Here is a 23037-nt window from a genome sequence, read left to right on the forward strand (position 1 = left end):
TAAGTCGGAATTCATTGCACAGGAGTTCATGCGTCATGGCCAGATATTCGCTCGACAAAGACAAGATCCGCATCGTCCTGCTCGAAGGCGTGCACCAGAACGCGGTCGACGCGTTGCTGGCGGATGGCTACACCAATATCGTGCGTCATGCCAAGTCGCTGTCCGGCGACGCGCTGGCGGAAGCGGTCGCCGATGCACACATGGTCGGCATCCGTTCGCGTACCCAGCTGACCGACGCCGTTTTCGGTTCGGCGAAAAAGCTGATGGCGGTTGGCTGCTTCTGCATCGGCACCAACCAGGTCGATCTGGACGCCGCCGCCAGGCGTGGTGTCCCGGTGTTCAATGCCCCGTTCTCCAACACCCGCTCGGTGGCGGAACTGGTGATCGCGGAAACCATCATGCTGATGCGCGGCATTCCCGAGCGCAGCGCGCTGGCGCATCGCGGCGGCTGGCTGAAATCGGCCGATGGCAGTTACGAGGTGCGCGGCAAGACGCTGGGCATCATCGGCTACGGCCATATCGGCACCCAGACCGGCATCCTGGCCGAGAGCCTCGGCATGCGGGTGATCTACCATGATGTCGAAACCAAGCTGCCGCTGGGCAATGCGCAGCCGGCTGCATCGCTGGCGGCACTGCTGGCGGCGGCCGACGTGGTCACGCTGCACGTGCCGGAAACCCGCGAAACGCAGAACATGATCGGTGCGCCCGAACTGGCGGCGATGAAGGCCGGCGCCAAGCTGATCAATGCCTCGCGCGGCACGGTAGTCGACATCGATGCGCTGGCGGCGGCACTCAATGCCGGTCACCTGTCCGGTGCGGCGATCGATGTGTTCCCGGCCGAGCCGAAGGGCAATGACGACGAATTCCTCAGTCCGCTGCGCGGACTCGACAACGTGATCCTGACTCCGCATATCGGCGGCAGCACGGTCGAGGCGCAGGCCAATATCGGCGCCGAAGTTGCTGCCAAGCTGATCCGCTACTCGAACAACGGCTCGACGCTGAGCGCGGTGAACTTCCCGGAGGCATCGCTGCCGGCGCATCCGGGCACCGCGCGGCTGCTGCATATCCACGAGAACCAGCCCGGCGTGCTGGCCGCCATCAACGAGACCTTCGGCCGGCTGGGCATCAATATCTCGGCCCAGTACCTGCAAACCACGCCGACGCTCGGCTATGTCGTCATCGACACCGACAGCCCGGCGCCGGAAGCGGCGGTCGAGGCACTGTCGGCGGTGCCGGGCACCATCCGCTGCCGGGTGGTGTACTGACCGCGTCGTGACCGGTGCATGAACAGACGCCCCCGTGATGAACGGGGGCGTTCTGGACTGACCATCACCCCTTGCCTGAGAAGACCGGACGAGCGAAGCGAGGTTTCCCCGCGGCGGCGGGGACGGAAGGGGCAGGGCTCAATCAGGCAGACTGCCGTGCCCATGACGGATTCTGTCAGTCGGGCGTGCACCGACGCCACTGCAACCGTCGGTGCCCACCTTTAATCAGCAGTCAGACCGTCCATAGACCTTGCCCGCAAAGAACGGACGAGCGAAGCGAGGTTTCCCCGCGGCGGCGGGGACGGAAGGGGCAGGGCTCAATCAGGCAGACTGCCGTGCCCATGACGGATTCTGTCAGTCGGGCGTGCACCGACGCCACTGCAACCGTCGGTGCCCACCTTTGCCTGCAGTCTGCTCAGTGCCGGGTCGGGCTGGCCGGCTCGATCGGGTCCTGCGGACCGGCGAACAGCTCGGCGGCATCGTCTTCGTCGAACACGTATTTCTGCTGACAGAATTCGCAGGCGATCTCGACGCTGCCCTGTTCGGACAGGATGCTCTCGACCTCGTCGCGGCCGATCATGCGCAGCATGCCGCCGACGCGCTCGCGACTGCAGCTGCACTGGAAGGCCACGCTTTCGGCGTCGAAGGCGCGGATGACTTCCTGGTGGAACAGGCGATACAGGATGTCATCGGCCGACAGCGTCAGCAGTTCTTCCTGTTTCAGCGTGGCGGCCAGTTCGCGCGCACGCGGCCAGTCATCCTCGTCACCGCTGCTGCCCGGCAGTTTCTGCAGCAGCATGCCGGCGGCGCAATCACCGTCGGCAGCCAGCATGATCAGCGTGTCGAGCTGTTCCGAGCGTTCCATGTAGTGCGTCAGCAGGCTGGCGACGCTGCCGCCTTCCAGTGCGACAATGCCCTGGTAAGGCTCGGCGCCGGCCTGTTTCGGATCGAGGGTGATCACGCACTGCCCCTGGCCGGTCAGGGTGGCGAGGTCGGCATCGGCCGGCAACTCGCCATCCCAGCGTGCGGTCGCGCGCAGGGTGCGCGTGGCCGCATTGACTTCCACCACCAGCAGTCGCAGTGCTCCCTGACCCTGGATCTGCAGGATCAGCTGGCCGTCGAATTTCAGGTTGGCGGCCAGCAGGATGCCGGCGGCGGCCAGTTCGCCCAGGCGGTCGCGCAGCACCGGCGGGTAGTCGTGGCGGGCGTTGATCTCGCGCCAGCTGTCGTCCAGGCGCACCAGTGCGCCCCGGACCGGTGCCTCGTCGAACAGGAAGCGTTGCAGCGTGTCTTTTTTCATGTCGGAATCGTCTCCGTTTCGGTGTCGGTACCGGTGCTCAGCCGGGCGGTATAGAGGGTCATCGGCAGTGCCGAGCCGACGTCGAATTCGCAGCCGGCCCTGACGCCGAGCTGGGCGAGATCGGCGGCACCGCTGGCGCTGTCGAAGCCGGCGTACATGGCGCCGATGGCAAAATCGCGCCCCGAGCCGATGGCCCAGTAGCGGTTGTATTCATAGACTTCACGCATCGAGTAGATGGCGAAGATCCCGTGCGGATTGGCAATCAGCACGGTCATCTGGCTCGACTCGTACGGGTCGTCCTCCTCTTCCTCGGTCTTGAGGAAAAAGTCGTCTTTCAGCTTCGGATGCAGCTTGCGGAAGGTCTCGAAGATCGCCGGGCGGCTGGACAGATCGCGGTGCTTGAGGCGGGCCAGCGCCGACTGGAGCACCAGGTCGTGCGCGGCCGAGCCGGCGATGGCGATATAGCTGTCGTCGAGCTGGAAGATCTTGTTGTAACGGGCATCGTGAACGGCGGACAGGCGGGTGTCGCCGAAGGTGGACTGGCAATCGGCGGCAATTGCCACCTCGTCGCCTTTCTTCACCACCACTATGGTTGTCATGACAGGCTTTCCGGCATCAGCAAAGGCGGTAAGATTGGGTCCGTACACCGAAAACGCAAGCGCGGGCCCGCCTTTGGTCGCCCGCGTCGCTCCAGACCAGGGAATCCACACCGATGTGCCAGCTTCTGGGCATGAACTGCAATACACCGACCGACATCGTCTTTTCATTCGAGGGTTTCCGCCGTCGCGGCGGACTGACCGACCATCATGCGGACGGCTTCGGCATCGCCTTTTTCGAGGGGGCCGGCGCCCGGGTGTTTCTCGATGTCGAACCGTCGGCGCAATCGCAGGTGGCCGATTTCATCCGCGATTATCCGCTGAAGAGCGAAAATGTCATCGCCCACATCCGCAAGGCGACCCAGGGCGGCGTGTCGCTGGCGAATACCCACCCGTTCCAGCGCGAGATGTGGGGGCGCTACTGGGTGTTCGCCCATAACGGCAATCTGGACGGCTTTGCGCCGCCGGAAGGGCGCCACTACCGTCCCGTCGGCTGCACCGACTCCGAACGCGCGTTCTGCTTCCTGCTCGACACGCTGCGCCAGCGCTTCGACCACGAACCGCCGTTCGTCGAGCTGTACCGGCTGGTCAGCGAGACCGTGGCCTGGATCCGCAGCCATGGCACGTTCAACTTCATCCTGTCGAACGGCAAGTTCATGCTCGCGCACTGCTCGACCAGCCTGTACTACATCGTGCGCCAGGCGCCGTTCACGACCGCCCACCTGGTCGACGAGGACGTCAGTGTCGATTTTGCCGATCTGACCACGTCGAACGACCGGGTGGCCGTGATCGCCACCCAGCCGCTGACCGACAACGAGGTCTGGACCCCGTTCGAGGCCAACGAGCTGAAAATCTTCAAGTACGGCGCACCGCTGAAAACGGCACCGGGCATCGGCAAGGTAGCGCCGGTTCCGCCGTCCGGCGCCTGAGTCCGCCGGGCCCCGCCTTGTCGACAGTCAACCGGCGGCGCGGAACGTCTCACTATACTGGTGACGTTGTCGCATTGACGGGGGCTGTATCCATGGGGTGGGGGAAACGCGCATGATCGTCGTGATCGGTGCCGGGTTGTCGGGTCTGTCGTGCGCGTGGCATCTGCGCGAAGCCGGCGTCGAGGTGGTCGTGCTCGAAGCGGGGGACCGCGTCGGCGGCAAGGTCAGGACGGTCGAGGAGGCCGGTTGTCGTCTGGAACTCGGCCCGAACACCCTGTATGCCCATGATGGCCATCGCGCACTGCTTGCCCGCCTCGGACTGGACGGTGACATCGTCCCGGTTGCCGATGTGGCGCGCCATCGTCATGTGCTGCGTGGTGGCGAATACCGCACCTTGCCGGGCGGGCCGCTGGCCTTTCTGTGCGGGGGCGCCTTCAGCGCCCGCAGCAAGTGGCGGCTGCTGACCGAACCGTTCCGCCGCAACCGGCCGCGGCAGACGCCGGAAACGGTAGCGGCATTCTTTCGCCGCCGGCTGGGCCAGGAGATGGTCGAGCGGCTGATCGACCCGTTTATCGGCGGTGTGTTTGCCGGCGATCCCGAACACCTGCTGGCCTCGCTGACCCTGCCCGCGATCTATGACGCCGAGCGCGATGCCGGTTCCATCCTGCTGGGCATGCTCAAGCGCATGCACACCCTGCGTCGCCGCGACAGCTTCACGCTGCGGCACGGGCTGGAAAGCCTGCCGCGCGCGCTGGCCGCCGGGCTGGACGTGCGACTGTCGTGCCCGGCACTCGGGCTGGAACGGGGTGACGACGGCTGGACGGTCGTGACGGCCGCCGGGCCGATCGCGGCCGACGCCGTGGTGCTGGCGCTGCCGGCGCCGGCAGCTGCGGCGCTGGTCGAACCGTGGCTGCCGCGCCAGGCGCAGGATCTGGCCGGCCTTGGCTATGCGCCGATGGCGGTGGTGCACACGGTGTTCCGCCGCACCGACGTTGGCCATGCGCTGGACGGCTTCGGCGCGCTGCATCCGCGTGCCGAGCGGCCGTTCGCCGCCGGTGCCATCTGGTCCGGCTCCCTGTTCCCCGACTGCGTGCCGGCGGAAGAAACCCTGCTGACCAGTTTTGTCGGCGGCATGCAGTTCGTCGACCGCTACGCCGTCGATGACCAGGCCCTGCTGGCCGGGGTCAATGATGAGCTGGCGCGCACTTGCCGGACCCGGGCCGCACCACTGCGGCAGCGGCTGACACGCTGGGCGGAGGCCTTGCCGCAGTACGACGAGCGTGCATTGCCGATCGCCCATGCCGCCAGCGTGCTGGCAGGCGAACGGCTGCACGTCTGCGCGAACTGGCATGACGGCGTGTCGATGGCCGACTGCCTGGAAAAGGGCGAGCGCCTGGCCCGGCGGCTGGCCGGCGACCGGACCGGCGCCTGAAGGCGCGCTTGCCCCGTGCGCGGCGGCGCGGTTAACGGTATAAAGGACATTGCCATGACCCCTGTATCGTTTGCCCATGTCCGTTCCCGTTCTGTCCGCGCTTGAAGCGCGCATTCTCGGTGTGCTGGTGGAAAAACAGCGCACCGTGCCCGATACCTACCCGCTGTCGCTGAATGCGCTGCTTGCCGGCTGCAATCAGAAGACCAGCCGCGACCCGGTGATGAGTGCCGGCGAGTCCGATGTGCTGGCCGCGCTGGATGCGCTGCGCAGCCATTCTTTCGTCATCGAATCTTCCGGCGGACGCGTGATCCGCTACGCACACAACACCGAACGCGTGCTGTCGGTGCCGACCCAGTCGGTCGCCATTCTGTCCACGCTGATGCTGCGCGGTCCGCAGACGGCCGCCGAGCTGCGCGCGAACTGCGAGCGGCTGCACCGTTTTGCCGACGTGTCGGCCGTCGAGGCTTTTCTCGACGAGCTGTCCGAGCGCGGCGACGGCGCGCTGGTCTGCATGCTGCCCAAGGCCCCCGGCAGCCGGGAAAACCGCTGGATGCACCTGCTGTGCGGCGAGCCCGGGCCGGAGCTGCTGGCCCCGTCCGCCGACACGCGACCGGCACCCCGCAGCGATGCGGCGCTGCAGGCGCGGGTCGAACAGCTGGAGGAGGAGGTCGCCGGACTGCGCGAGCGTCTGGACCGGGTGTGCGGCGAGCTGGGCCTGTAGCAAATGGGCTGCCTTTGATTCGACAAGGGCTTAACGAGTAGAATCCACCGCTAATTTATTGCCGGATCCACGCTGTCATGCTGACTTTTCAGGACATCATCCTCAAGCTCCAGACCTACTGGGGTCGCCAGGGCTGTGCGCTGCTCCAGCCGTACGATATGGAAATGGGCGCGGGCACCAGCCATACCGCGACTTTCCTGCGCGCCATCGGCCCGGAACCGTGGCATGCGGCCTATGTGCAACCGTCGCGCCGGCCGAAGGATGGCCGCTATGGCGAAAACCCCAATCGCCTGCAGCACTATTACCAGTTCCAGGTCGTACTGAAGCCAAGCCCGGACAATATCCAGGAACTGTACCTCGGCAGCCTGCGCGAACTGGGGATCGACCCGACCGTGCACGATATCCGCTTCGTCGAGGACGACTGGGAAAACCCGACCCTCGGCGCCTGGGGCCTGGGCTGGGAAATCTGGCTCAACGGCATGGAAGTGACCCAGTTCACCTATTTCCAGCAGGTCGGCGGCCTCGACTGCAAGCCGGTGCTCGGCGAGATCACCTACGGGATCGAGCGGCTGGCGATGTACCTGCAAGGGGTGGAAAACGTCTACGACCTGGTCTGGACCGTGACCCCGGAAGGCCGCACGCTGACCTATGGTGACGTGTACCACCAGAACGAGGTCGAGCAGTCGACCTACAACTTCGAGCATTCGAACGTGCCGTTCCTGTTCGGCCAGTTCAACCAGTTCGAGAGCGAGGCCCGCCGCCTGCTCGATACCGGGCTGGCGATTCCCGGCTACGAAATGATTCTGAAGGCGGCACACGCGTTCAACCTGCTCGATGCACGCGGTGCAATCTCGGTGACCGAGCGCGCCGCCTATATCGGCCGCATCCGCGCGCTGGCGCGGCTGGTGGCCCAGGCCTACCACGACAGTCGCGAAGCCCTGGGCTTCCCGATGTGCCAAACCGGATCGTGAGTCGCTAGATGAGGAAAACCGTCGTTTCCGCCGTCCTGTCCGCCGTCCTGCTGTCGTCGGCGCACGCCGCCCCGGTTTCCGCCCGGGCCCCCACGCCGACGCCGGTGTGGATGACCTACCAGAACGGAACCAAGCTGCAACTGGCCATCGACCGTGCGTCGTTCCGCTGGGTCGACGGCGGGCTGCTGCAGTTCCGTCATCGTGAAACCTTCGCCGACCAGAAGACCGAGCCGACGCTGAAGGTGCACTATTTCGTCCGGACCAATACCGTGGTGGTGGACTGCGCAAACGACCGTTATGCCCTTGTTTCTTCCGATTACCTGGATCGCAACGGGAAGCTCGTCTGGGCGACGACCTTCCCGCTGCCGCCGCACCTGTGGCGTTTCCAAGCAGTGGAGGAGGGTTCGATGGGCGCCAGCATGCTGGATATCGCCTGCCAGACCGTCCGCCACCCTGCCTACAAGACCGAATAAACTGCCATGACCACCCTGCTCGTAGAACTGTTTACCGAAGAGCTGCCGCCGAAGGCGCTCAAAAAGCTGGGCGAGCGTTTTGCCGACACCGTCCGCGCCGAACTCGCGCGCGCCGGTCTGATCGACGATGCCGCCGTCGTCCACCCGTTTGCCAGCCCGCGCCGGCTGGGCGTGACCATCTCCCCGGTGCTGGCCCAGGCGCCGGACCACGATGTCACCGAAAAGATCATGCCGGTCGGCGTGGCGCTGAATGCTGCCGGCGAGCCGAGCCCGGCGCTGGTGAAGAAGCTCGAAGCCCGTTCTATCCCGCTCGACGCGGTGGCGAAGTTCGAGCGTCGCCAGGACGGCAAGAGTGAAACCTTCTTCTACACCTACACCGCCACCGGCGCCCGGCTCGACCAGGTGCTGCCGGCTGCGGTGCAGGAAGCGCTGCGCAAGCTGCCGATCCCGAAACTGATGCACTGGGGCGACAGCGACGTCACCTTCGTGCGTCCGGTGCATGCGCTGATCATGATGCATGGCGATCGCGTGATCGATGGCGAAGTCCTCGGCCTGAAGTCCGGCCGGGTGACCGGTGGTCACCGCTTCCTGTCCGCCGGCGACATTGCCATTCCGTCCGCCGATGCCTACGCGCGTACGCTGTACGAACAGGGCAAAGTGGTGGCGAGCTTCGAAGCCCGCCACGCGCTGATCGACAAGCACCTGGCCGACCGTGCCGCGGCACTCGGCGCCACGCTGGCGGCCGATGACGCGCTGCTGGACGAAGTGACGGCGCTGGTCGAATGGCCGGTGGTGCTGGAAGCCGGTTTCGAGGCCGAGTTCCTCAAGGTGCCGCAGGAATGCCTGATCCTGACCATGCAGCAGAACCAGAAGTACTTCCCGCTGCTGGACGCCGCCGGCAAGCTGATGAACCGCTTCCTGCTGGTGTCCAATCTGGAAACCGCCGATCCGACCCACATCATCCGCGGCAACGAACGCGTGCTGCGCGCACGGCTGTCCGATGCCAAGTTCTTCTATGAACAGGACCAGAAGCAGCCGCTGGAAGCGCGCATTCCGCGTCTGGCCGATGTGGTCTACCACAACAAGCTCGGCAGCCAGCTCGAACGCGTCGAACGCCTCGAACGCCTGTCCGGCGAAGTGGCCGCGCAACTGGGGGCCGACGCCGCGCTGGCGCGCCGCGCCGCCCGGCTGGCCAAGGCCGACCTGCTGACCGACATGGTCGGTGAATTCCCGGAACTGCAGGGTGTGATGGGCACCTATTACGCCCGCCTGGATGGCGAGCCGGCCGAGGTCGCTGCCGCCATCGAAGGCCATTACCACCCGCGCTTTGCCGGTGATTCGCTGCCGGAAGGCGCGATCGCGACCGCCGTCGCCCTGGCCGACAAGCTGGAAATCCTGACCGGCATCTGGGGCATCGGCCTGATCCCGACCGGCGACAAGGATCCGTTCGGCCTGCGCCGGCACGCCCTCGGCGTGCTGCGCATGCTGATGGAACAGCCGCTGGACCTGCGCGCACTGCTGGAACGGGCCGTCGCCGCCTTCCCGGCCGGCACGCTGGCCGACGGCACTGCCGACGCCCTGTACGGCTTCATGCTCGAACGGCTGAAGAACCTGCTGACCGCCGACGCCGACATTCGCGCCGACGAAGTCGACGCCGTGCTGGCGCTGGCGCCGACCCGGCTGGACGAAATCCGCGCCGTGCTGGCAGCGGTGTCCGCGTTCCGCGCGCTGCCGGAAGCCGCCGCACTGGCCGCCGCCAACAAGCGGGTCAAGAACATCCTGAAAAAGGTGGACGGCGAGGTGCCGACTGCCATCGACCCGGCACGCTTTGCCGAGGAGGCCGAGCGCGCGCTGGCTGCCGCCATCGACGCCGTACTGCCCGATGTCGATGCCGCCTGCACCGGTCGTGACTACACCGCTGCGCTGTCGCGCCTGGCGGCGCTGAAGGCGCCGGTGGACGCGTTCTTCGACGGCGTGATGGTGATGGCCGACGATGCCGCCGTGCGTCGCAACCGACTCGCCCTGCTCGGCAAACTTGCCGGTCTGTTCAATCGCGTGGCCGACATTTCGCTGCTGGCGGAATGACCCACGCCCGTCACAAGGACGTCCATTGTCCCATCACGGTGCCAGCCCCATGAAACTCGTCATCCTCGACCGGGACGGTGTGATCAACCAGGATCGCGACGATTTCGTCAAGAACAGCCTCGAGTGGGTGCCGATCGACGGTGCACTGGACGGGATTGCCCTGCTGTCCCAGGCCGGTTGGCGCGTGGTTGTGGCGACCAACCAGTCCGGGCTCGGGCGCGGGCTGTTCGACATGCATGCGCTGAACGCCATGCATGACAAGATGCACCACCTGGTCGGCAAGGCCGGCGGCCGCATCGACGCGGTATTCTTCTGTCCGCACAAGCCCGAGGCCCATTGCAGTTGCCGCAAGCCGGCCCCGGGCATGGTGCTGGACATTGCCGAGCGCTTCGGCGTCAAGCCGGAAAGCCTGTGGCTGATCGGCGACAGCCTGCGCGACCTGCAGGCGATCGACACCGCCGGCGGCAAGGCGATCCTGGTCCGCACCGGCAAGGGGCGGCAGACGGAGAAGGCCGGCGATCTGCCGCCGCGCACCGAGGTGTTCGACAACCTGCTTGTCGCCGCCGAATGGCTGATAGCCCACGTTTCCTGAAGACTCATGCTCATATTCCGAAATCTGCTTTACTGGCTGGTGCTGTGCATCAGCATGCCGCCTTACTCGATCATTGGCCTGCTGCTGCTGCCGGCGCCGCGTCGCTTCCGCCAGCGGGTCATTGCCTCGTGGGCGCTGGTGCTGATGTGGGCGCTGGAACACCTGGTCGGTCTCAAGTACAAGGTGATCGGTCGGGAGAACATCCCCGATACGCCGTCGATCATTTCCAGCAAGCACCAGTCCGGCTGGGAAACCCTGGCACTGCAATCGATCTTTCCGCATCAGGTGTTCGTCGCCAAGCGTGAACTGCTGTGGATCCCGTTCTTTGGCTGGGGTCTGGCGGCGGCGTGCGCGATCATGATCGATCGCCGCAATCGCATGCAGGCCAACCGGCAACTGATCGAGCAGGGCGAGCAGCGGATTCGCGACGGCTTCTGGATCACCATCTTCCCCGAGGGTACGCGCACCGCGCCGGGCAAGCGCGGCAAGTACAAGCTCGGTGGCGCGCGGCTGGCCCGCGACATCGGTGTGCCGCTGGTGCCGGTGGCGCTGAACTCCGGCGAATTCTGGCCGCGCAACAGCTTCTTCAAGTACCCGGGCGAGATTACCGTGGTCATCGGCAAGCCGGTGATGGCGGCGGATGCCGGCGGACCGGAAGCGATGATGCGTCAAGTGGAGGAATGGATTGAAGCCCGCCAAGCCGAAATCAGCGGCGTCGGCCCGTGCGCGAGTCCCGAAGACCGCGCCCGTCGTCTGGCACGTCTCGCTGGCTGACCGCGAACCGCTGCAACTGGCAGTCGTGCGCAGCGCGCGGCGGACGCTGGCGCTGCACGTGACCGGGCAGGGGGTCGAGGCGCGTGCGCCGCTGACCCTGCCGCGCGAACGCATCGAAGGCTTCGTGCGCGAAAAGGCCGACTGGATCCGGCGCAAGCAGGCCGAAGTCATGGCCCGCGACGCCGCCAGGCTGGCCACGCCGCACAGTGTGCTGCTGCGTGGCATCGGGCATGCGCTGCATTTCATTCCCGGCAGCCCGCGCCGCGCGCTGTTTCGCGATGGCCAGTGCGTGGTGGTCGGCGCCGCCGACTGGGAAGCGGCACAGCCGCTGATTGCCCGCGCGCTGCGCGCCGAAGCGGCCGCCGATTTTCCGGCCCGGCTGCAGGCGTTTTCCGGCCACTGGCTGCGGGCGCCCCGGGCGCTGAAACTGTCGTCGGCGCGCAAGCGCTGGGGCAGCTGCACCTCGCGCGGGACGGTCAATCTCGCCTGGCGGCTGGTCATGGCGCCCGATTACGCCATCGACTACGTGATGGCGCACGAACTGGCCCATCTGCTGGAAATGAACCATTCGCCGCGCTTCTGGGCCGAAGTCGCCCGACTGTATCCGGACTGGCAGCGCGGCCATGTCTGGCTGAAGCGCAACGCCGCGCTGTGCGGCGTCGTGTAAGCGCCACAACATCCCTGACTTTTCTGGAGGAATACCATGCGCCTGCTGCACACCATGCTGCGTGTCGGCAATCTCGACCGTTCGATCGCTTTCTATACCGGGGTGCTCGGCATGCGGCTGCTGCGCCGCAATGACTATCCGGACGGCCGCTTCACCCTGGCTTTCGTCGGCTATGACGACGAGGACAAGGCCTCGGTACTCGAACTGACCCACAACTGGGACACCGACCATTACGACCTCGGCAACGGCTATGGCCACATCGCGCTGGAAGTCGCCGATGCCGCTGCCAGCTGTGATGCCGTGCGCCGCCTGGGCGGCAAGGTCACGCGCGAAGCCGGGCCGATGAAACATGGTTCGACCGTCATCGCCTTTGTCGAGGACCCGGACGGCTACAAGATCGAATTCATTCAGGCCGGTACCCAGCACGACTGATCGCAGTGAATGAAAAAAGGACTGACCGTATTTGAATACGGTCAGTCCTTTCTTTTTCCTGTTTTGCAGGCTATATGCACCTGCCGGCAAAGCCGGCGTGTATTCCCGCATTATAAATGGGGTTATAACGGCGTTGCCGGCCATGCCTAATAAACCCTGATTATGGCAGGGTTAAAATAACCCGAAAAAAGCCGGATTTATGCTTCCGATTCCCCTCCGGTCTGAAAAGCGTTGATACGAATCAATGATGATGTCCTGTGCCGGACCGCACTATCTGCATGCTAATTTATGCACAGGGGAGTGCCATGAGCGGAAGCTTCACCAAGTCAACCGCGCGCAACATCTTTTACGGTGGCGCGGTGTTTTTCTTTCTGCTTTTTCTCGGCCTGACTTTCGATACGGTCAATACCTTGCCCAAGCGTGACAACCGGGCACTGCTGACCAATCAGGCGATGCGCGGCAAGCACATCTGGGAAACGCGCAATTGCATCGGCTGTCACACCATTCTGGGTGAAGGTGCGTACTTCGCGCCCGAGCTCGGCAATGTCTATACCCGGCGCGGACCGGAATTCATCAAGGCGTGGATCAAGGCGCAGCCGACCGGGGCTCCCGGCCGCCGGCAGATGCCGCAGTTTCACCTGAGCGATCAGGAACTTGACGACCTGGTGGCCTTCCTCAAGTACACCAACGGCATCAACACCAACAACTGGCCGCCCAATGTCGAAGGTTGAGCACCATCACGACCGTTTGCGCCATCCACGCGGAGAAAAAAGATGAAATACCAGTCGCAGGCGGAGGCGAAGCCCTATTTCGTCGCCGCGATCGGCCTGTTCATCGGGCAGATCATTTTCGGCCTCATCATGGGCCTGCAGTATGTAATCGGGGACTTCCTGTTTCCCCAGATCCCGTTCAACGTGGCCCGCATGGTCCACACCAACCTGCTGATCGTCTGGCTGCTGTTCGGCTTCATGGGGGCGGCGTATTACCTGATCCCGGAAGAAAGCGAGCGCGAACTCTACAGCCCGAAGCTGGCACGCTGGATGTTCTGGATCTTCCTGGCCGCCGGGGCGCTGACCGTGGTCGGCTACCTGTCCGTGCCGTACGCGACCCTGGCCCGACTGACCGGCAACGATCTGCTGGCGACCATGGGGCGCGAGTTCCTTGAACAGCCGCTGCCGACCAAGGTCGGTATCGTGGTGGTGGCGCTGGTGTTCCTGTTCAACATCTCGATGACGGTGCTGGGCGGACGCAAGACCACCATCAGCCTGGTCATGCTGCTCGGCCTGTGGGGACTGGCGATCTTCTTCCTGTTCTCGTTCTACAACCCGAAAAACCTGGTGCTGGACAAGTACTTCTGGTGGTGGGTCGTGCACCTGTGGGTGGAAGGGGTGTGGGAACTGATTCTTGGCGCCATGCTGGCCTTCGTACTGGTCAAGGTGACCGGGGTCGACCGCGAAGTGGTCGAGAAGTGGCTGTACGTGATCATTGCCATGACGCTGATCTCCGGCATCATCGGCACCGGTCACCACTACTTCTGGATCGGCGCGCCGGAATACTGGCTGTGGATGGGGAGCGTGTTCTCCGCCATCGAGCCGGTGCCATTCTTCATGCTGACGGTGTTCGCCTTCAACATGGTCAAGCGCCGCAAGCGCGACCATCCGAACCGCGCCGCCACGCTGTGGGCGCTCGGTACCGGGGTGATGGCCTTCCTGGGCGCGGGGGTGTGGGGCTTCCTGCACACGCTGGCCCCGGTGAACTTCTACACCCACGGCACGCAGCTGACCGCCGCCCACGGCCACATGGCGTTCTACGGTGCCTACGTGATGGTGGTGCTGACCATGATCTCGTATGCGATGCCGCTGATGCGCGGTCGTGAAGCCAACAGCCAGGCGTCGCAGCGGATGGAAATCGCGTCGTTCTGGATGATGACCCTGGCCATGGTCGCCATCACCCTGTTCCTGACCGCTGCCGGCTTCAAGCAGGTCATGCTGCAACGCCTGACCGACACGCCGATGAACTTCATGGTCGCCCAGGACCAGATCTCGTCGATCTACTGGATGCGTGAAGTGTCCGGGCTGGTGTTCCTGGCCGGTCTGCTGCTGTACGTGGCGTCGTTCTTTGTCGGCGGCAAGTCCGCGCCGGCACGCAGCAACGCCTGAAGGTGCAAGCCCGGGGCCGGGCGGATTTTCCGCCCGGCCCCGGGCTGCTGACAAAGGTGGGTACCGGCGGTCACCGTGGCGCCGGTGCATGCCTGACTGACAGGGGAGATCGTGAGTACGGCTGCCTGCCTGATCTCATCCGGCCCCCGAGGACGTTCCATCATGTCTACCGCTTCTGCCCTTGATCCGCCCCGCTATCCGGGTGACCTGGCCATGTGGCTGTTCATTCTTGCCGAACTGCTGGTGTTCGGCGTCTTCTTTCTGGCCTACGCCTTTGCCCGCCAGCATCACCTGGCGCTGTTCGAGCAGGGACAGGCCGGGCTGAATCCGCTGACCGGCGTCGTGCATACCGTGGCGCTGCTCAGCGGCGGCTATGCCGTCGTGCGTGCGGTCGCGGCCATCCGCCGCGGACAGTCGCAGCGCTGTGCCCGCTGGATGTGGGGGGCGGTCGCCTGCGGCGCCGTGTTCGCCAGCGTCAAGCTGGCCGAGCTCGGTGCTGTCTTCGCTGCCGGCATCTCACTGTCGACCGACCTGTTTTACATGTTCTACCTGTCGCTGAGCGGTTTCCATTTCCTGCATGTGCTGCTTGGCATGGTCATGCTCGGCTATGTGGCCCTCAAGGCCGGCCGTGGCGGCTATGACGCCAGAGCGCACGATGGCGTGGAAACCGTCGCCTCGTACTGGCACATGGTCGATCTGGTGTGGGTGGTGCTGTTTCCGCTGCTCTACCTGCTGCGCTGAGTGGCTGCTGCGGGTCCGGGCCGGTGCCCGGCCACCTGCCGCCCCGTGTTTTTCCGTTCAACCCTGGATGCCGTCATGTCCCGTTCCACTTTCGATTGGCTGTTTCTGCTGTCTCTGACCGCGCTGGGCTTCGTGCTGACCGAGACCGGTCGCGCCGGCCCGGCGCTGCCGCTGCTGCTCGGCGGACTGACCTTGCTGAAGGGACGCTGGATCATCGACCGTTTCATGGGGCTTGCGCACGCGGCCGGCTGGCTGCGTGCCGCCGTGCTCGGCTGGCTGCTGCTGGTACTGGCCGGCCTGGCGTTCGCGTTCCGCCCCACGTTCTAGAAGGATTGCCCCATGCATGCCGACCCCGCCGCCATCCGGCCCCCGTTCTATCAGCCCGTCGCCGACGAGTGCGCCGTGTTCGAACTCGCCTTCCGCCAGCAGCTGCCGCTGCTGATCAAGGGGCCGACCGGTTGTGGCAAGACCCGCTTTGTCGCCCACATGGCAGCCCGACTGGGCGTGCCGCTGATTACCGTGGCCTGCCAGGATGACCTGTCGGCTGCCGACCTGGTCGGCCGCCACCTGCTTGGCGACGGCGAGACGCGCTGGCAGGACGGCCCGCTGACCCGCGCCGTGCGCCAGGGCGCAATCTGCTACCTCGACGAACTGGTCGAAGCGCGCAAGGACACCACCGTGGTGCTGCATCCGCTGACCGACGACCGCCGCATCCTGCCGGTCGAACGCACCGGCGAGGAGCTGGAAGCCCCGCCGTCCTTCATGCTGGTGGCGTCGTACAACCCCGGCTATCAGCACGCGCTGAAAACGCTGAAACCGTCGACCCGCCAGCGCTTTGTCGCGCTGACTTTCGACTACCCGGCCGCCGCGATCGAAACCGGCATCGTGGCCACCGAGGCCGGCGTGAGCCACGACCAGGCGGCCGCGCTGGTTGCGCTGGCGACCGACCTGCGCCGGCTGGCCGCGCATGATCTGGACGAAGCAGTCAGCACCCGGCTGCTGATCCATGCCGCCCGCCTGATGCAGGCCGGTTTGCCGGCCGGCAGTGCCTGCCGGGTGGCGGTGATCGAACCGCTGAGCGATGAACCGGCCACCCGCATGGCGCTGGCCGAGATCATTCGCGCCCATTTCGCCGACTGACCGGGCAGAGCAGAACGATATGGAAGAATGGGTTGGGGGCATATGGGACCGCTGGGTGCGCCGGGCGGCTTATCGCGGCCATCCGGCGGCCCGGGTCAGGCTGGACGAGGTCAGCGGCATGCTGGCGCCGCTGTACCGGGCATTTGGCGGTGCCGGTGCCGCGCAGATCAAGGCATCCGACAAGGAAGCGCATGGCGCGCGCCGGCGCTGGCTGGAACGGGTGGCCGGCATCGGCGAACAGACCTGCCATGGCTGGGCCGACGACGACGCGCTGTACCTGCCGCCCGGGCTGGATGCCATGCCTGAGGCGGCGCTCAATCGCGAACTGTATATCTGGCTGACCGCGCTGGCGGCCCAGGCACCGGTCGGTGGCGAGTGGCTGTCGCGCAGCCGGCGTGCCACAGCCAGTGTGCTGGCCCGCTTGCCCGGGCTGGCGTCGCGCTACTACCGACTGGTCGATGCGCATCTGGGCAGCCGGCCGGACCCGACCCGCTTGCCGGCGGACGAGGCGGCATGGGAGCGGGCGATCCGTGCCGCGCTGCTCAGACCCGAAATCGAACAAGCGCCCCCGCCACCGGCGCGCTGGCCTCCGCATCCGGTACCGCTGTGGCTGCATCCCGATCCGCCGACGACCGCGGCACTGGCGCCGCGTGCCGACGCGGCCGATGCGGACGGCGACAAGGGCGAACTGATGCGTCAGGACGAGGCCGACCGCGTGCGCCGCAGCGCAGAGCGGGTCGAGCTGCCGGAGAACAGGAACGGCATGCTGATGGTGTTCCGCGCGGAGAGCATTTTCAGCTGGGCCGAATACCTGGAGGTCAACCGGCCGCTGGACGACGACGAGGACCCCGATCCGCGTGCTGCCGACGACCTGGACAAGCTCAGCATCGCCCGGGGCGGTCGCGCACCGAAAAAGCGGCTGCGCTTCGACCTCGACCTGCCGCCGGAAAGCGATGACGACCGGCCGATCGGCGCCGGCATCCTCTATCCGGAGTGGAACTGGAAAACCGGCGCCTATCTGCCCGACTACTGCCGGATCGAGCCGATGCAGGCCGACGAGGCGCCGCCCTGTGCGCTGCCCGAGTCGCTGGCACCGCTGGCGCGACGGCTGCGGCGCCAGTTCGAGCTGCTGCAGCCGGTCCGGGTGCGGCTGAATGCCCAGCAGGATGGCGACGAGCTGGACCTGGATGCGGTCGTGCGCTTTGCCGCCGAACGCGCCACGGGCCATGTCGGCGACAGCGGGCTGTACCGGCGCCACAGTGGCGGCGCGCGCAGTCTGGCGACGCTGGTACTGGCCGATCTGTCGCTGTCGACCGATACCTGGGTCGGCAACGAGGCACGGGTCGTCGACGTGATCCGTGACGCGCTGATGGTGTTTGCCGAGGCGCTGGCTGCGAGCCGCGACCGCTTCGGTGTGTACGGCTTCTCGTCGGTGCGGCGCGAACACGTGCGCTTTCACGTGCTGAAGGATTTCGGCGAGGCGTGGAACGAGGCCGCCCGTGGCCGGGTCGCGGCGATCAAGCCCGGCTTCTATACCCGCATGGGCGCCGCCATTCGCCACGCAACCCGCATCCTGGCCGAACAGCCGGCCGAGCGGCGCCTGCTGCTGCTGCTGACCGACGGCAAGCCGAACGACCTCGACCGCTATGAAGGCCGCCACGGCATCGAGGACACCCGGGTTGCAGTCGCCGAGGCGCGTGCGCGCGGGCTGCTGCCGTTCTGCGTCACCATCGACCGCGATGCCGGCGAATACCTGCCCTATCTGTTCGGCAGCCACGGTTTCGTGGTCGCCCGCGACGCCGCCGAGCTGCCGCGACTGCTGCCACGGTTGTATTTGAGACTGGCGGCACCGGCATAGGCGACGGCCAGGCGGGTTCTTGATCCGGGTCGCCTGAGCGGGGGAGGGGCATGGGTATAATCGGCGCTTTTGTCCCGGCCCCTGCCGGGACTTGTCACGCCGGGCGTCCCTGCCGCCCGCAACCTGCCGAGCCATGACCAAACTGCCGATCCTGTTGTTTCTGAGTTGCGCGCCACTGGCGGCGCAAGCCGCCGGCCTGCCCGGTGCCGAGCTGTCGCTGGCCTGGGGGCTGCCGTTCGTCGGCATCCTGCTGTCGATTGCGCTGTGCCCGCTGTTCCTGCCGCATTTCTGGCATCACCATTTCGGCAAGGTCAGCGCCTTCTGGGCGCTGTCCTTCCTGCTGCCGGCCGTGGCGCTGTACGGCACCGGCGTCGCCGGCAGCGTGGTCGCCCATGCGCTGCTGGAAGAGTTCCTGCCATTCATCATCCTGCTGTTCGCACTGTATACGGTGTCGGGCGGCATCCTGATCAGCGGCAACCTGCACGGCTCGCCACGGCTCAATACCGGGCTGCTGGCGCTGGGCACCCTGTGCGCCAGCCTGATGGGCACCACCGGCGCGGCGATGCTGCTGATCCGGCCGCTGCTGCGCGCCAACGACAACCGCAAGCACAACGTGCATGTGGTGGTGTTCTTCATCTTCCTGGTGGCGAATATCGGCGGCGGGCTGACCCCGATCGGTGATCCGCCGCTGTTCCTCGGCTTCCTGAAGGGCATCGACTTCTTCTGGACCCTGCAGCACATGCTGCTGCCGGTTGCCTTTGCCGCCGCCGTGCTGCTGACGCTGTTCTATGCGATCGACAGCTGGCTGTACCGCCAGGAAGGCGTGCGCCGGATCGACCCGACGCCGGATTCGCCGCTGCGGGTGGAAGGCAAGGGCAACTTCGCGCTGCTGGCGGTCATCGTGTTTGCCGTGCTGCTGTCCGGGCTGTGGAAGCCGGGCGTGAGCGTTTCGCTGCTGGGTGTCGATACCGGCCTGCAGGATCTGGTGCGCGACGGGCTGATGCTCGGCTGCGCGGCGCTGTCGCTGTGGATGACGCCGAAGGCAGTGCGCGAACGCAACGAATTCGACTGGGGCCCGATCCTTGAAGTGGCCAAGCTGTTTGCCGGCATTTTCGTCGCCATGGCCCCGGCCATCGCCATCCTGCGTGCCGGCACCGATGGCGCGCTGGCGCCGCTGGTGCGGACCGTGACCGACGGCAACGGGGCGCCGATCGACAGCATGTACTTCTGGCTCAGCGGGGCACTGTCCAGCTTCCTCGACAATGCGCCGACCTATCTGGTGTTCTTCAATCTCGCCCATGGCGACCCGGTACACATGATGGGGCCGATGGCGTCGACGCTGATGGCGATCTCGGCCGGGGCGGTGTTCATGGGCGCCAATACCTACATCGGCAATGCACCGAACTTCATGGTCAAGGCGATCGCCGAGTCGAGAGGGGTTAGAATGCCGGGTTTCTTCGGCTACATGCTGTGGTCGGGCGCCATCCTGATCCCGCTGTTCGTGCTGATGACCCTGTTGTTCTTCTCCCTGTAACACACGCCGGGGCACGGCGGGATGCCGCGCCCGGACAGCCTTGCGAGTCGTCTCCATGCATATTCACATTCTCGGCATCTGCGGTACCTTCATGGGCGGCGTCGCCGCGCTGGCCCGCGCCGCCGGCCACACCGTGACCGGCTGCGACCAGAACGTCTATCCGCCGATGTCGACCCAGCTCGAAGCGCTCGGCATCGACCTGATGACCGGCTTCGACGCCGACCAGCTCGACCGCGTGAACCCGGACATGTTCGTGGTCGGCAATGTGGTCAAGCGCGGCATGCCGCTGATGGAGGCGATCCTCGACCGCGGGTTGCCGTACACGTCCGGTCCGCAGTGGCTGGCCGAGAATGTGCTGCACGGGCTGTGGGTACTGGCGGTGGCCGGCACCCATGGCAAGACCACGACCTCGTCGATGCTGGCCTGGGTGCTGGAAGACTGCGGACTGGCGCCGGGCTTCCTGATCGGCGGCATCCCGGAAAACTTCGGCCTGTCGGCGCGCCTGCCCGGCGAGCCGCCGGCGGAGCCGGGCGGGCGCAGCCCGTTCTTCGTCATCGAGGCCGACGAGTACGACACCGCGTTCTTCGACAAGCGCTCGAAGTTCGTCCACTACCGGCCGCGCACGGCGCTGCTGAACAATCTCGAATTCGACCACGCCGACATCTTTGCCGACCTGGCCGCCATCGAAACCCAGTTCCATCATCTGGTGCGGACCGTGCCGGGCAATGGTCGGCTGGTGGTCAATGGCCGTGAACCGGCGCTGGACCGGGTGCTGGCGCGCGGTGCGTGGACGCCGGTTGAACGCTTCGGTGCCGAGGGCGGCTGGCAGGCCGGCGACGCCAATGCCGACGGCCATTTCGACGTGCTGCTCGACGGCACCGTGGTCGGCCGCGTGTGCTGGACGCTGATGGGCGAGCACAACCGGCTCAATGCCGTGGCCGCCGTGGCCGCTGCCCGCCATGTCGGCGTGCGACCGGCGGACGCCTGCGCGGCGCTCGGCCGTTTCAGCAACGTCAAACGGCGGATGGAAGTGAAGGGCGTGGTCAATGACGTGACCGTCTACGACGACTTTGCCCATCACCCGACGGCGATCGCGACCACCGTGGCCGGCCTGCGTGCCCGGATCGGTGACGACACCCGCATTCTGGCCGTGCTGGAACCCCGTTCCAACACCATGAAGCTCGGCACGATGAAGGCGGAATTGCCGGCCAGCCTGGCACAGGCCGACCGCGTGTTCTGCTATGGCGCCCAGCTGGGCTGGAACCCGGCCGATGCCCTGGCGCCGCTGGGCGGCAAGGCGGAAACCTTTGACGATCTGGATGCGCTGGTGGCCCGCGTCGCCGCCGTCGCCCGGCCCGGCGATCAGGTGCTGGTCATGAGCAATGGCGGTTTCGGCGGCGTGCACGGCAAGCTGCTGCAGGCGCTGGCGGGAAACTGAACGTGCCTGAACAGGATGCGGCCCTTCGGGGCCGATTTTTTTATGGACTGCATCTTCGGATGTATTTGAAAACTCAACGCAAGTTGCGTACATTTCATTTTTAATGAATGCGAACTTTACCGAGTTGCCCGCTATCGTCAGGACTAGCTGGATGACGACGCATTCTGCTGCCTGCACAGTGGCTGCTGAACAAACCCGATGCCGGTGATGTCATCCCGGAAGGACGAGGCGACGGACTTGTCTGCGGAAGGGCGCAAGGGTCTGAAGCAGAGACTTGAGCAGGAAATCAGGATGAGGAATCAATCATGAAACGCAATCTGTTTGCTGAATTGACTGAAGGCGTGGATGCGCTGCGCGCGGAACGAGAGGGCAAGGTGACCTTGCGCAAGCATCAGGTCGAGCGCAAGGCCCCGCCCTGTGTCAGCGCTGAAGAACTGCTGGCCTTGCGTACCCGGCTGCATCTGTCGCGGCCCGTCTTTGCCCGTTATCTGCGTACCAACGAGCGCACGCTGGAAAACTGGGAGCAGGGCCGTGCCAAACCCAATGCCCAGGCCGCAACCCTGATCCGTCTGGTAGAACGCTACCCGGATACCATGGAGCGGCTGGCTTCGATCTGACACGGCCCGGGGGCCTGTTACATATACTCGGCCACTCCGTAGCCGATGATGGTGATCAGGCCGAACACGAACACCACGCCGCCCCAGGTCGAGCGGTAGATCATCAGTCGCGGGACGCGCTTCATCAGCACGACCGGCATCACGTAGCAGTACAGCGCAATGACCGGTGCCGACATCGCGCCGATGATCTTGAGGATCGGCGGATTGAACACGGCCAGCATCCACAGGCCGGCGATCATGCTGATCGTGGTCCAGGTGCGCAGCTTCCTGTGATTGAATGCGGCCTTGCTGTCCTTGTCGGCGTTCCAGGTCGCCAGGCGATAGATCATGCCGTCCAGGCCTTCGCGGGTGCCGATAAAGTGACCGAAGTACGAGGTCACGATGGCGATCAGCGCGACGATCGGAATCAGGTAGCGCAGCCACGGTTCATTCGACTGCAGCGAGATCATGGTCAGCACGTCGACGTTGTTGGCCTTGGCGTCGATCATGCTCTGCGGCGTTTGCGACAGCACGATCGAGAACACGAAGAACATCACGAACACCAGCAGGATCAGGCTGTTCCACCACACCACGCGGTCGGTGCGCTTCACGGCTTCGTCCGGTGTCGCGCTCTTGCCGCGGTACGAACTGGCCAGCGCCGAACAGATCGGCGAGAAATTCATCGAGAACACCAGTACCGGGAAGGTCAGCAGCAGGTTGCGGACCAGGCTGGCCGGTTCGATCGGCTGCTGGAATACCGACAGGTTCCAGTACGGAATCATGTACAGCGACAGCCCGAACAGGATGGCGATCAGCGGGTAGACCAGGATCGAGGTGACCTTCAGCACGGTATTCTCGCCGGCCACGATCACGCCGGTCAGGCCGACCAGCAGGATGCCGGTCAGCATCGGACGCGAGATGCCGTCGATGCCCATCTGGTTTTCCAGGAACGACGACACGATGTTGGTCACGCCGGTTGCGTAGCCGACACAGATGGTCACGATCGACAGGAAGTACAGCACGCTGATGGCAAAGCCCCAGTTGCGGCCGAGATCGTTTTCGACCACGCCGGTGATGTCGGTTGCCTGTTCACTGGACGCCACCATGCGGGTGACGCCACGGTGCGAAATGTAGGTGAGGGGCAGGATGATCAGGGTGAGGATGATCATCGGCCAGATGCCGCCCAGGCCAGCCTGGATCGGCAGGAACAGAATCCCGGCGCCGATGGCGGTACCGAATAGCGTCAGCACCCATTCCATGTCCTGACGTGTCATGCTCGCGTTCAAGATTGAACCCTTTCTATGAAGCGTGGCCTCGCTGGCCGCGCATGGACG

At 65.5% G+C, this 23037-nt stretch carries 23 protein-coding genes; 20 read left to right on the forward strand and 3 right to left on the reverse strand.

Annotated elements, in window-relative coordinates; all coding sequences use genetic code 11:
- Positions 1–35: 35 nt before the first annotated feature.
- On the forward strand, positions 36–1265 hold the full coding sequence (serA, locus tag Q352_RS0118275) for a phosphoglycerate dehydrogenase (protein ID WP_028500551.1): 1230 nt from the start codon (positions 36–38) through the stop codon (positions 1263–1265).
- A gap of 415 nt (positions 1266–1680) precedes the next feature.
- Here the strand turns inward: serA and hslO are convergent, their stop codons facing one another.
- Positions 1681–2565, reverse strand: coding sequence for an Hsp33 family molecular chaperone HslO (gene hslO / locus Q352_RS0118280; protein ID WP_028500552.1), 885 nt, complete (start codon positions 2563–2565; stop codon positions 1681–1683).
- Complete coding sequence (locus Q352_RS21955) at positions 2562–3164, reverse strand: Ntn hydrolase family protein (RefSeq protein WP_036386978.1); 603 nt, start codon at positions 3162–3164, stop codon at positions 2562–2564. The genes hslO and Q352_RS21955 overlap by 4 nt, the downstream gene beginning before the upstream one ends.
- Positions 3165–3277: 113 nt before the next feature.
- Between Q352_RS21955 and Q352_RS21960 the strand changes: the two genes are divergently transcribed.
- From Q352_RS21960 to Q352_RS0118385, 19 genes are all read left to right on the forward strand, one after another.
- Positions 3278–4090 carry a class II glutamine amidotransferase gene (locus Q352_RS21960; protein WP_051529081.1) on the forward strand — a complete coding sequence of 271 codons (813 nt, stop codon included), beginning with the start codon at positions 3278–3280 and terminating at the stop codon, positions 4088–4090.
- 112 nt (positions 4091–4202) lie between these two features.
- Positions 4203–5522: a protoporphyrinogen oxidase gene (gene hemG / locus Q352_RS0118295; RefSeq protein ID WP_036386979.1), complete on the forward strand. Its 1320-nt coding sequence runs from the start codon at positions 4203–4205 to the stop codon at positions 5520–5522.
- 76 nt (positions 5523–5598) lie between these two features.
- Complete coding sequence (locus tag Q352_RS0118300) at positions 5599–6243, forward strand: YceH family protein (protein ID WP_028500554.1); 645 nt, start codon at positions 5599–5601, stop codon at positions 6241–6243.
- Positions 6244–6320: 77 nt separating this feature from the next.
- Entirely contained in the window at positions 6321–7214 is an 894-nt protein-coding gene (gene glyQ / locus Q352_RS0118305) for a glycine--tRNA ligase subunit alpha (RefSeq protein WP_028500555.1), read from the forward strand.
- An 8-nt stretch (positions 7215–7222) separates the two neighbouring features.
- Positions 7223–7687, forward strand: coding sequence for a surface-adhesin E family protein (locus Q352_RS0118310; protein ID WP_028500556.1), 465 nt, complete (start codon positions 7223–7225; stop codon positions 7685–7687).
- 6 nt (positions 7688–7693) lie between these two features.
- Positions 7694–9772 (forward strand): glycine--tRNA ligase subunit beta, encoded by a 2079-nt coding sequence (glyS, locus tag Q352_RS0118315; protein WP_028500557.1) that lies wholly within the window; start codon positions 7694–7696, stop codon positions 9770–9772.
- Between the two features lie 49 nt (positions 9773–9821).
- Complete coding sequence (gmhB, locus tag Q352_RS0118320; RefSeq protein WP_028500558.1) at positions 9822–10364, forward strand: D-glycero-beta-D-manno-heptose 1,7-bisphosphate 7-phosphatase; 543 nt, start codon at positions 9822–9824, stop codon at positions 10362–10364.
- A gap of 6 nt (positions 10365–10370) precedes the next feature.
- Complete coding sequence (locus Q352_RS0118325) at positions 10371–11138, forward strand: lysophospholipid acyltransferase family protein (RefSeq protein ID WP_028500559.1); 768 nt, start codon at positions 10371–10373, stop codon at positions 11136–11138.
- Positions 11050–11805, forward strand: coding sequence for a M48 family metallopeptidase (locus Q352_RS21965; RefSeq protein ID WP_051529082.1), 756 nt, complete (start codon positions 11050–11052; stop codon positions 11803–11805). Before Q352_RS0118325 ends, Q352_RS21965 begins: the two co-directional genes overlap by 89 nt.
- A gap of 36 nt (positions 11806–11841) precedes the next feature.
- Positions 11842–12237 carry a lactoylglutathione lyase gene (gene gloA / locus Q352_RS0118335; RefSeq protein WP_028500560.1) on the forward strand — a complete coding sequence of 132 codons (396 nt, stop codon included), beginning with the start codon at positions 11842–11844 and terminating at the stop codon, positions 12235–12237.
- Between the two features lie 305 nt (positions 12238–12542).
- Complete coding sequence (locus Q352_RS0118340) at positions 12543–12968, forward strand: c-type cytochrome (protein ID WP_028500561.1); 426 nt, start codon at positions 12543–12545, stop codon at positions 12966–12968.
- A 42-nt stretch (positions 12969–13010) separates the two neighbouring features.
- Positions 13011–14396 carry a cbb3-type cytochrome c oxidase subunit I gene (locus tag Q352_RS0118345; protein WP_028500562.1) on the forward strand — a complete coding sequence of 462 codons (1386 nt, stop codon included), beginning with the start codon at positions 13011–13013 and terminating at the stop codon, positions 14394–14396.
- 162 nt (positions 14397–14558) lie between these two features.
- Positions 14559–15137: a cytochrome c oxidase subunit 3 family protein gene (locus Q352_RS0118350; RefSeq protein WP_036386981.1), complete on the forward strand. Its 579-nt coding sequence runs from the start codon at positions 14559–14561 to the stop codon at positions 15135–15137.
- Positions 15138–15212: 75 nt separating this feature from the next.
- Positions 15213–15464 carry a cytochrome C oxidase subunit IV family protein gene (locus tag Q352_RS0118355; RefSeq protein ID WP_036386982.1) on the forward strand — a complete coding sequence of 84 codons (252 nt, stop codon included), beginning with the start codon at positions 15213–15215 and terminating at the stop codon, positions 15462–15464.
- Positions 15465–15476: 12 nt separating this feature from the next.
- Complete coding sequence (locus Q352_RS0118360) at positions 15477–16277, forward strand: CbbQ/NirQ/NorQ/GpvN family protein (RefSeq protein WP_028500565.1); 801 nt, start codon at positions 15477–15479, stop codon at positions 16275–16277.
- 19 nt (positions 16278–16296) lie between these two features.
- Positions 16297–18135, forward strand: a complete 1839-nt coding sequence (locus Q352_RS0118365; protein WP_028500566.1) for a nitric oxide reductase activation protein NorD — start codon at positions 16297–16299, stop codon at positions 18133–18135.
- Positions 18136–18268: 133 nt separating this feature from the next.
- Entirely contained in the window at positions 18269–19669 is a 1401-nt protein-coding gene (locus Q352_RS0118370; RefSeq protein ID WP_028500567.1) for a sodium:proton antiporter, read from the forward strand.
- A 55-nt stretch (positions 19670–19724) separates the two neighbouring features.
- Positions 19725–21107 carry a UDP-N-acetylmuramate:L-alanyl-gamma-D-glutamyl-meso-diaminopimelate ligase gene (gene mpl, locus Q352_RS0118375; RefSeq protein WP_028500568.1) on the forward strand — a complete coding sequence of 461 codons (1383 nt, stop codon included), beginning with the start codon at positions 19725–19727 and terminating at the stop codon, positions 21105–21107.
- Positions 21108–21412: 305 nt separating this feature from the next.
- Positions 21413–21724, forward strand: coding sequence for a helix-turn-helix domain-containing protein (locus Q352_RS0118385; RefSeq protein WP_028500569.1), 312 nt, complete (start codon positions 21413–21415; stop codon positions 21722–21724).
- A 17-nt stretch (positions 21725–21741) separates the two neighbouring features.
- On the opposite strand, the gene Q352_RS0118390 is transcribed toward Q352_RS0118385, so the two are convergent.
- Positions 21742–22977, reverse strand: coding sequence for an aromatic amino acid transport family protein (locus tag Q352_RS0118390; RefSeq protein WP_036386983.1), 1236 nt, complete (start codon positions 22975–22977; stop codon positions 21742–21744).
- Between the last annotated feature and the right edge of the window lie 60 nt (positions 22978–23037).

Origin of the sequence: Microvirgula aerodenitrificans DSM 15089 (genome assembly GCF_000620105.1) — a bacterium.
GTDB lineage: Bacteria > Pseudomonadota > Gammaproteobacteria > Burkholderiales > Aquaspirillaceae > Microvirgula > Microvirgula aerodenitrificans.

Bases quoted from the DNA above. Each gene is read 5' to 3' on its own strand.
- serA (WP_028500551.1), top strand. From the start codon at position 36: ATGGCCAGATATTCGCTCGACAAAGACAAGATCCGCATCGTCCTGCTC.
- hslO (WP_028500552.1), bottom strand. From the start codon at position 2,565: ATGAAAAAAGACACGCTGCAACGCTTCCTGTTCGACGAGGCACCGGTC.
- Q352_RS21955 (WP_036386978.1), bottom strand. From the start codon at position 3,164: ATGACAACCATAGTGGTGGTGAAGAAAGGCGACGAGGTGGCAATTGCC.
- Q352_RS21960 (WP_051529081.1), top strand. From the start codon at position 3,278: ATGTGCCAGCTTCTGGGCATGAACTGCAATACACCGACCGACATCGTC.
- hemG (WP_036386979.1), top strand. From the start codon at position 4,203: ATGATCGTCGTGATCGGTGCCGGGTTGTCGGGTCTGTCGTGCGCGTGG.
- Q352_RS0118300 (WP_028500554.1), top strand. From the start codon at position 5,599: ATGTCCGTTCCCGTTCTGTCCGCGCTTGAAGCGCGCATTCTCGGTGTG.
- glyQ (WP_028500555.1), top strand. From the start codon at position 6,321: ATGCTGACTTTTCAGGACATCATCCTCAAGCTCCAGACCTACTGGGGT.
- Q352_RS0118310 (WP_028500556.1), top strand. From the start codon at position 7,223: ATGAGGAAAACCGTCGTTTCCGCCGTCCTGTCCGCCGTCCTGCTGTCG.
- glyS (WP_028500557.1), top strand. From the start codon at position 7,694: ATGACCACCCTGCTCGTAGAACTGTTTACCGAAGAGCTGCCGCCGAAG.
- gmhB (WP_028500558.1), top strand. From the start codon at position 9,822: ATGAAACTCGTCATCCTCGACCGGGACGGTGTGATCAACCAGGATCGC.
- Q352_RS0118325 (WP_028500559.1), top strand. From the start codon at position 10,371: ATGCTCATATTCCGAAATCTGCTTTACTGGCTGGTGCTGTGCATCAGC.
- gloA (WP_028500560.1), top strand. From the start codon at position 11,842: ATGCGCCTGCTGCACACCATGCTGCGTGTCGGCAATCTCGACCGTTCG.
- Q352_RS0118340 (WP_028500561.1), top strand. From the start codon at position 12,543: ATGAGCGGAAGCTTCACCAAGTCAACCGCGCGCAACATCTTTTACGGT.
- Q352_RS0118345 (WP_028500562.1), top strand. From the start codon at position 13,011: ATGAAATACCAGTCGCAGGCGGAGGCGAAGCCCTATTTCGTCGCCGCG.
- Q352_RS0118350 (WP_036386981.1), top strand. From the start codon at position 14,559: ATGTCTACCGCTTCTGCCCTTGATCCGCCCCGCTATCCGGGTGACCTG.
- Q352_RS0118355 (WP_036386982.1), top strand. From the start codon at position 15,213: ATGTCCCGTTCCACTTTCGATTGGCTGTTTCTGCTGTCTCTGACCGCG.
- Q352_RS0118360 (WP_028500565.1), top strand. From the start codon at position 15,477: ATGCATGCCGACCCCGCCGCCATCCGGCCCCCGTTCTATCAGCCCGTC.
- Q352_RS0118365 (WP_028500566.1), top strand. From the start codon at position 16,297: ATGGAAGAATGGGTTGGGGGCATATGGGACCGCTGGGTGCGCCGGGCG.
- Q352_RS0118370 (WP_028500567.1), top strand. From the start codon at position 18,269: ATGACCAAACTGCCGATCCTGTTGTTTCTGAGTTGCGCGCCACTGGCG.
- mpl (WP_028500568.1), top strand. From the start codon at position 19,725: ATGCATATTCACATTCTCGGCATCTGCGGTACCTTCATGGGCGGCGTC.
- Q352_RS0118385 (WP_028500569.1), top strand. From the start codon at position 21,413: ATGAAACGCAATCTGTTTGCTGAATTGACTGAAGGCGTGGATGCGCTG.
- Q352_RS0118390 (WP_036386983.1), bottom strand. From the start codon at position 22,977: ATGACACGTCAGGACATGGAATGGGTGCTGACGCTATTCGGTACCGCC.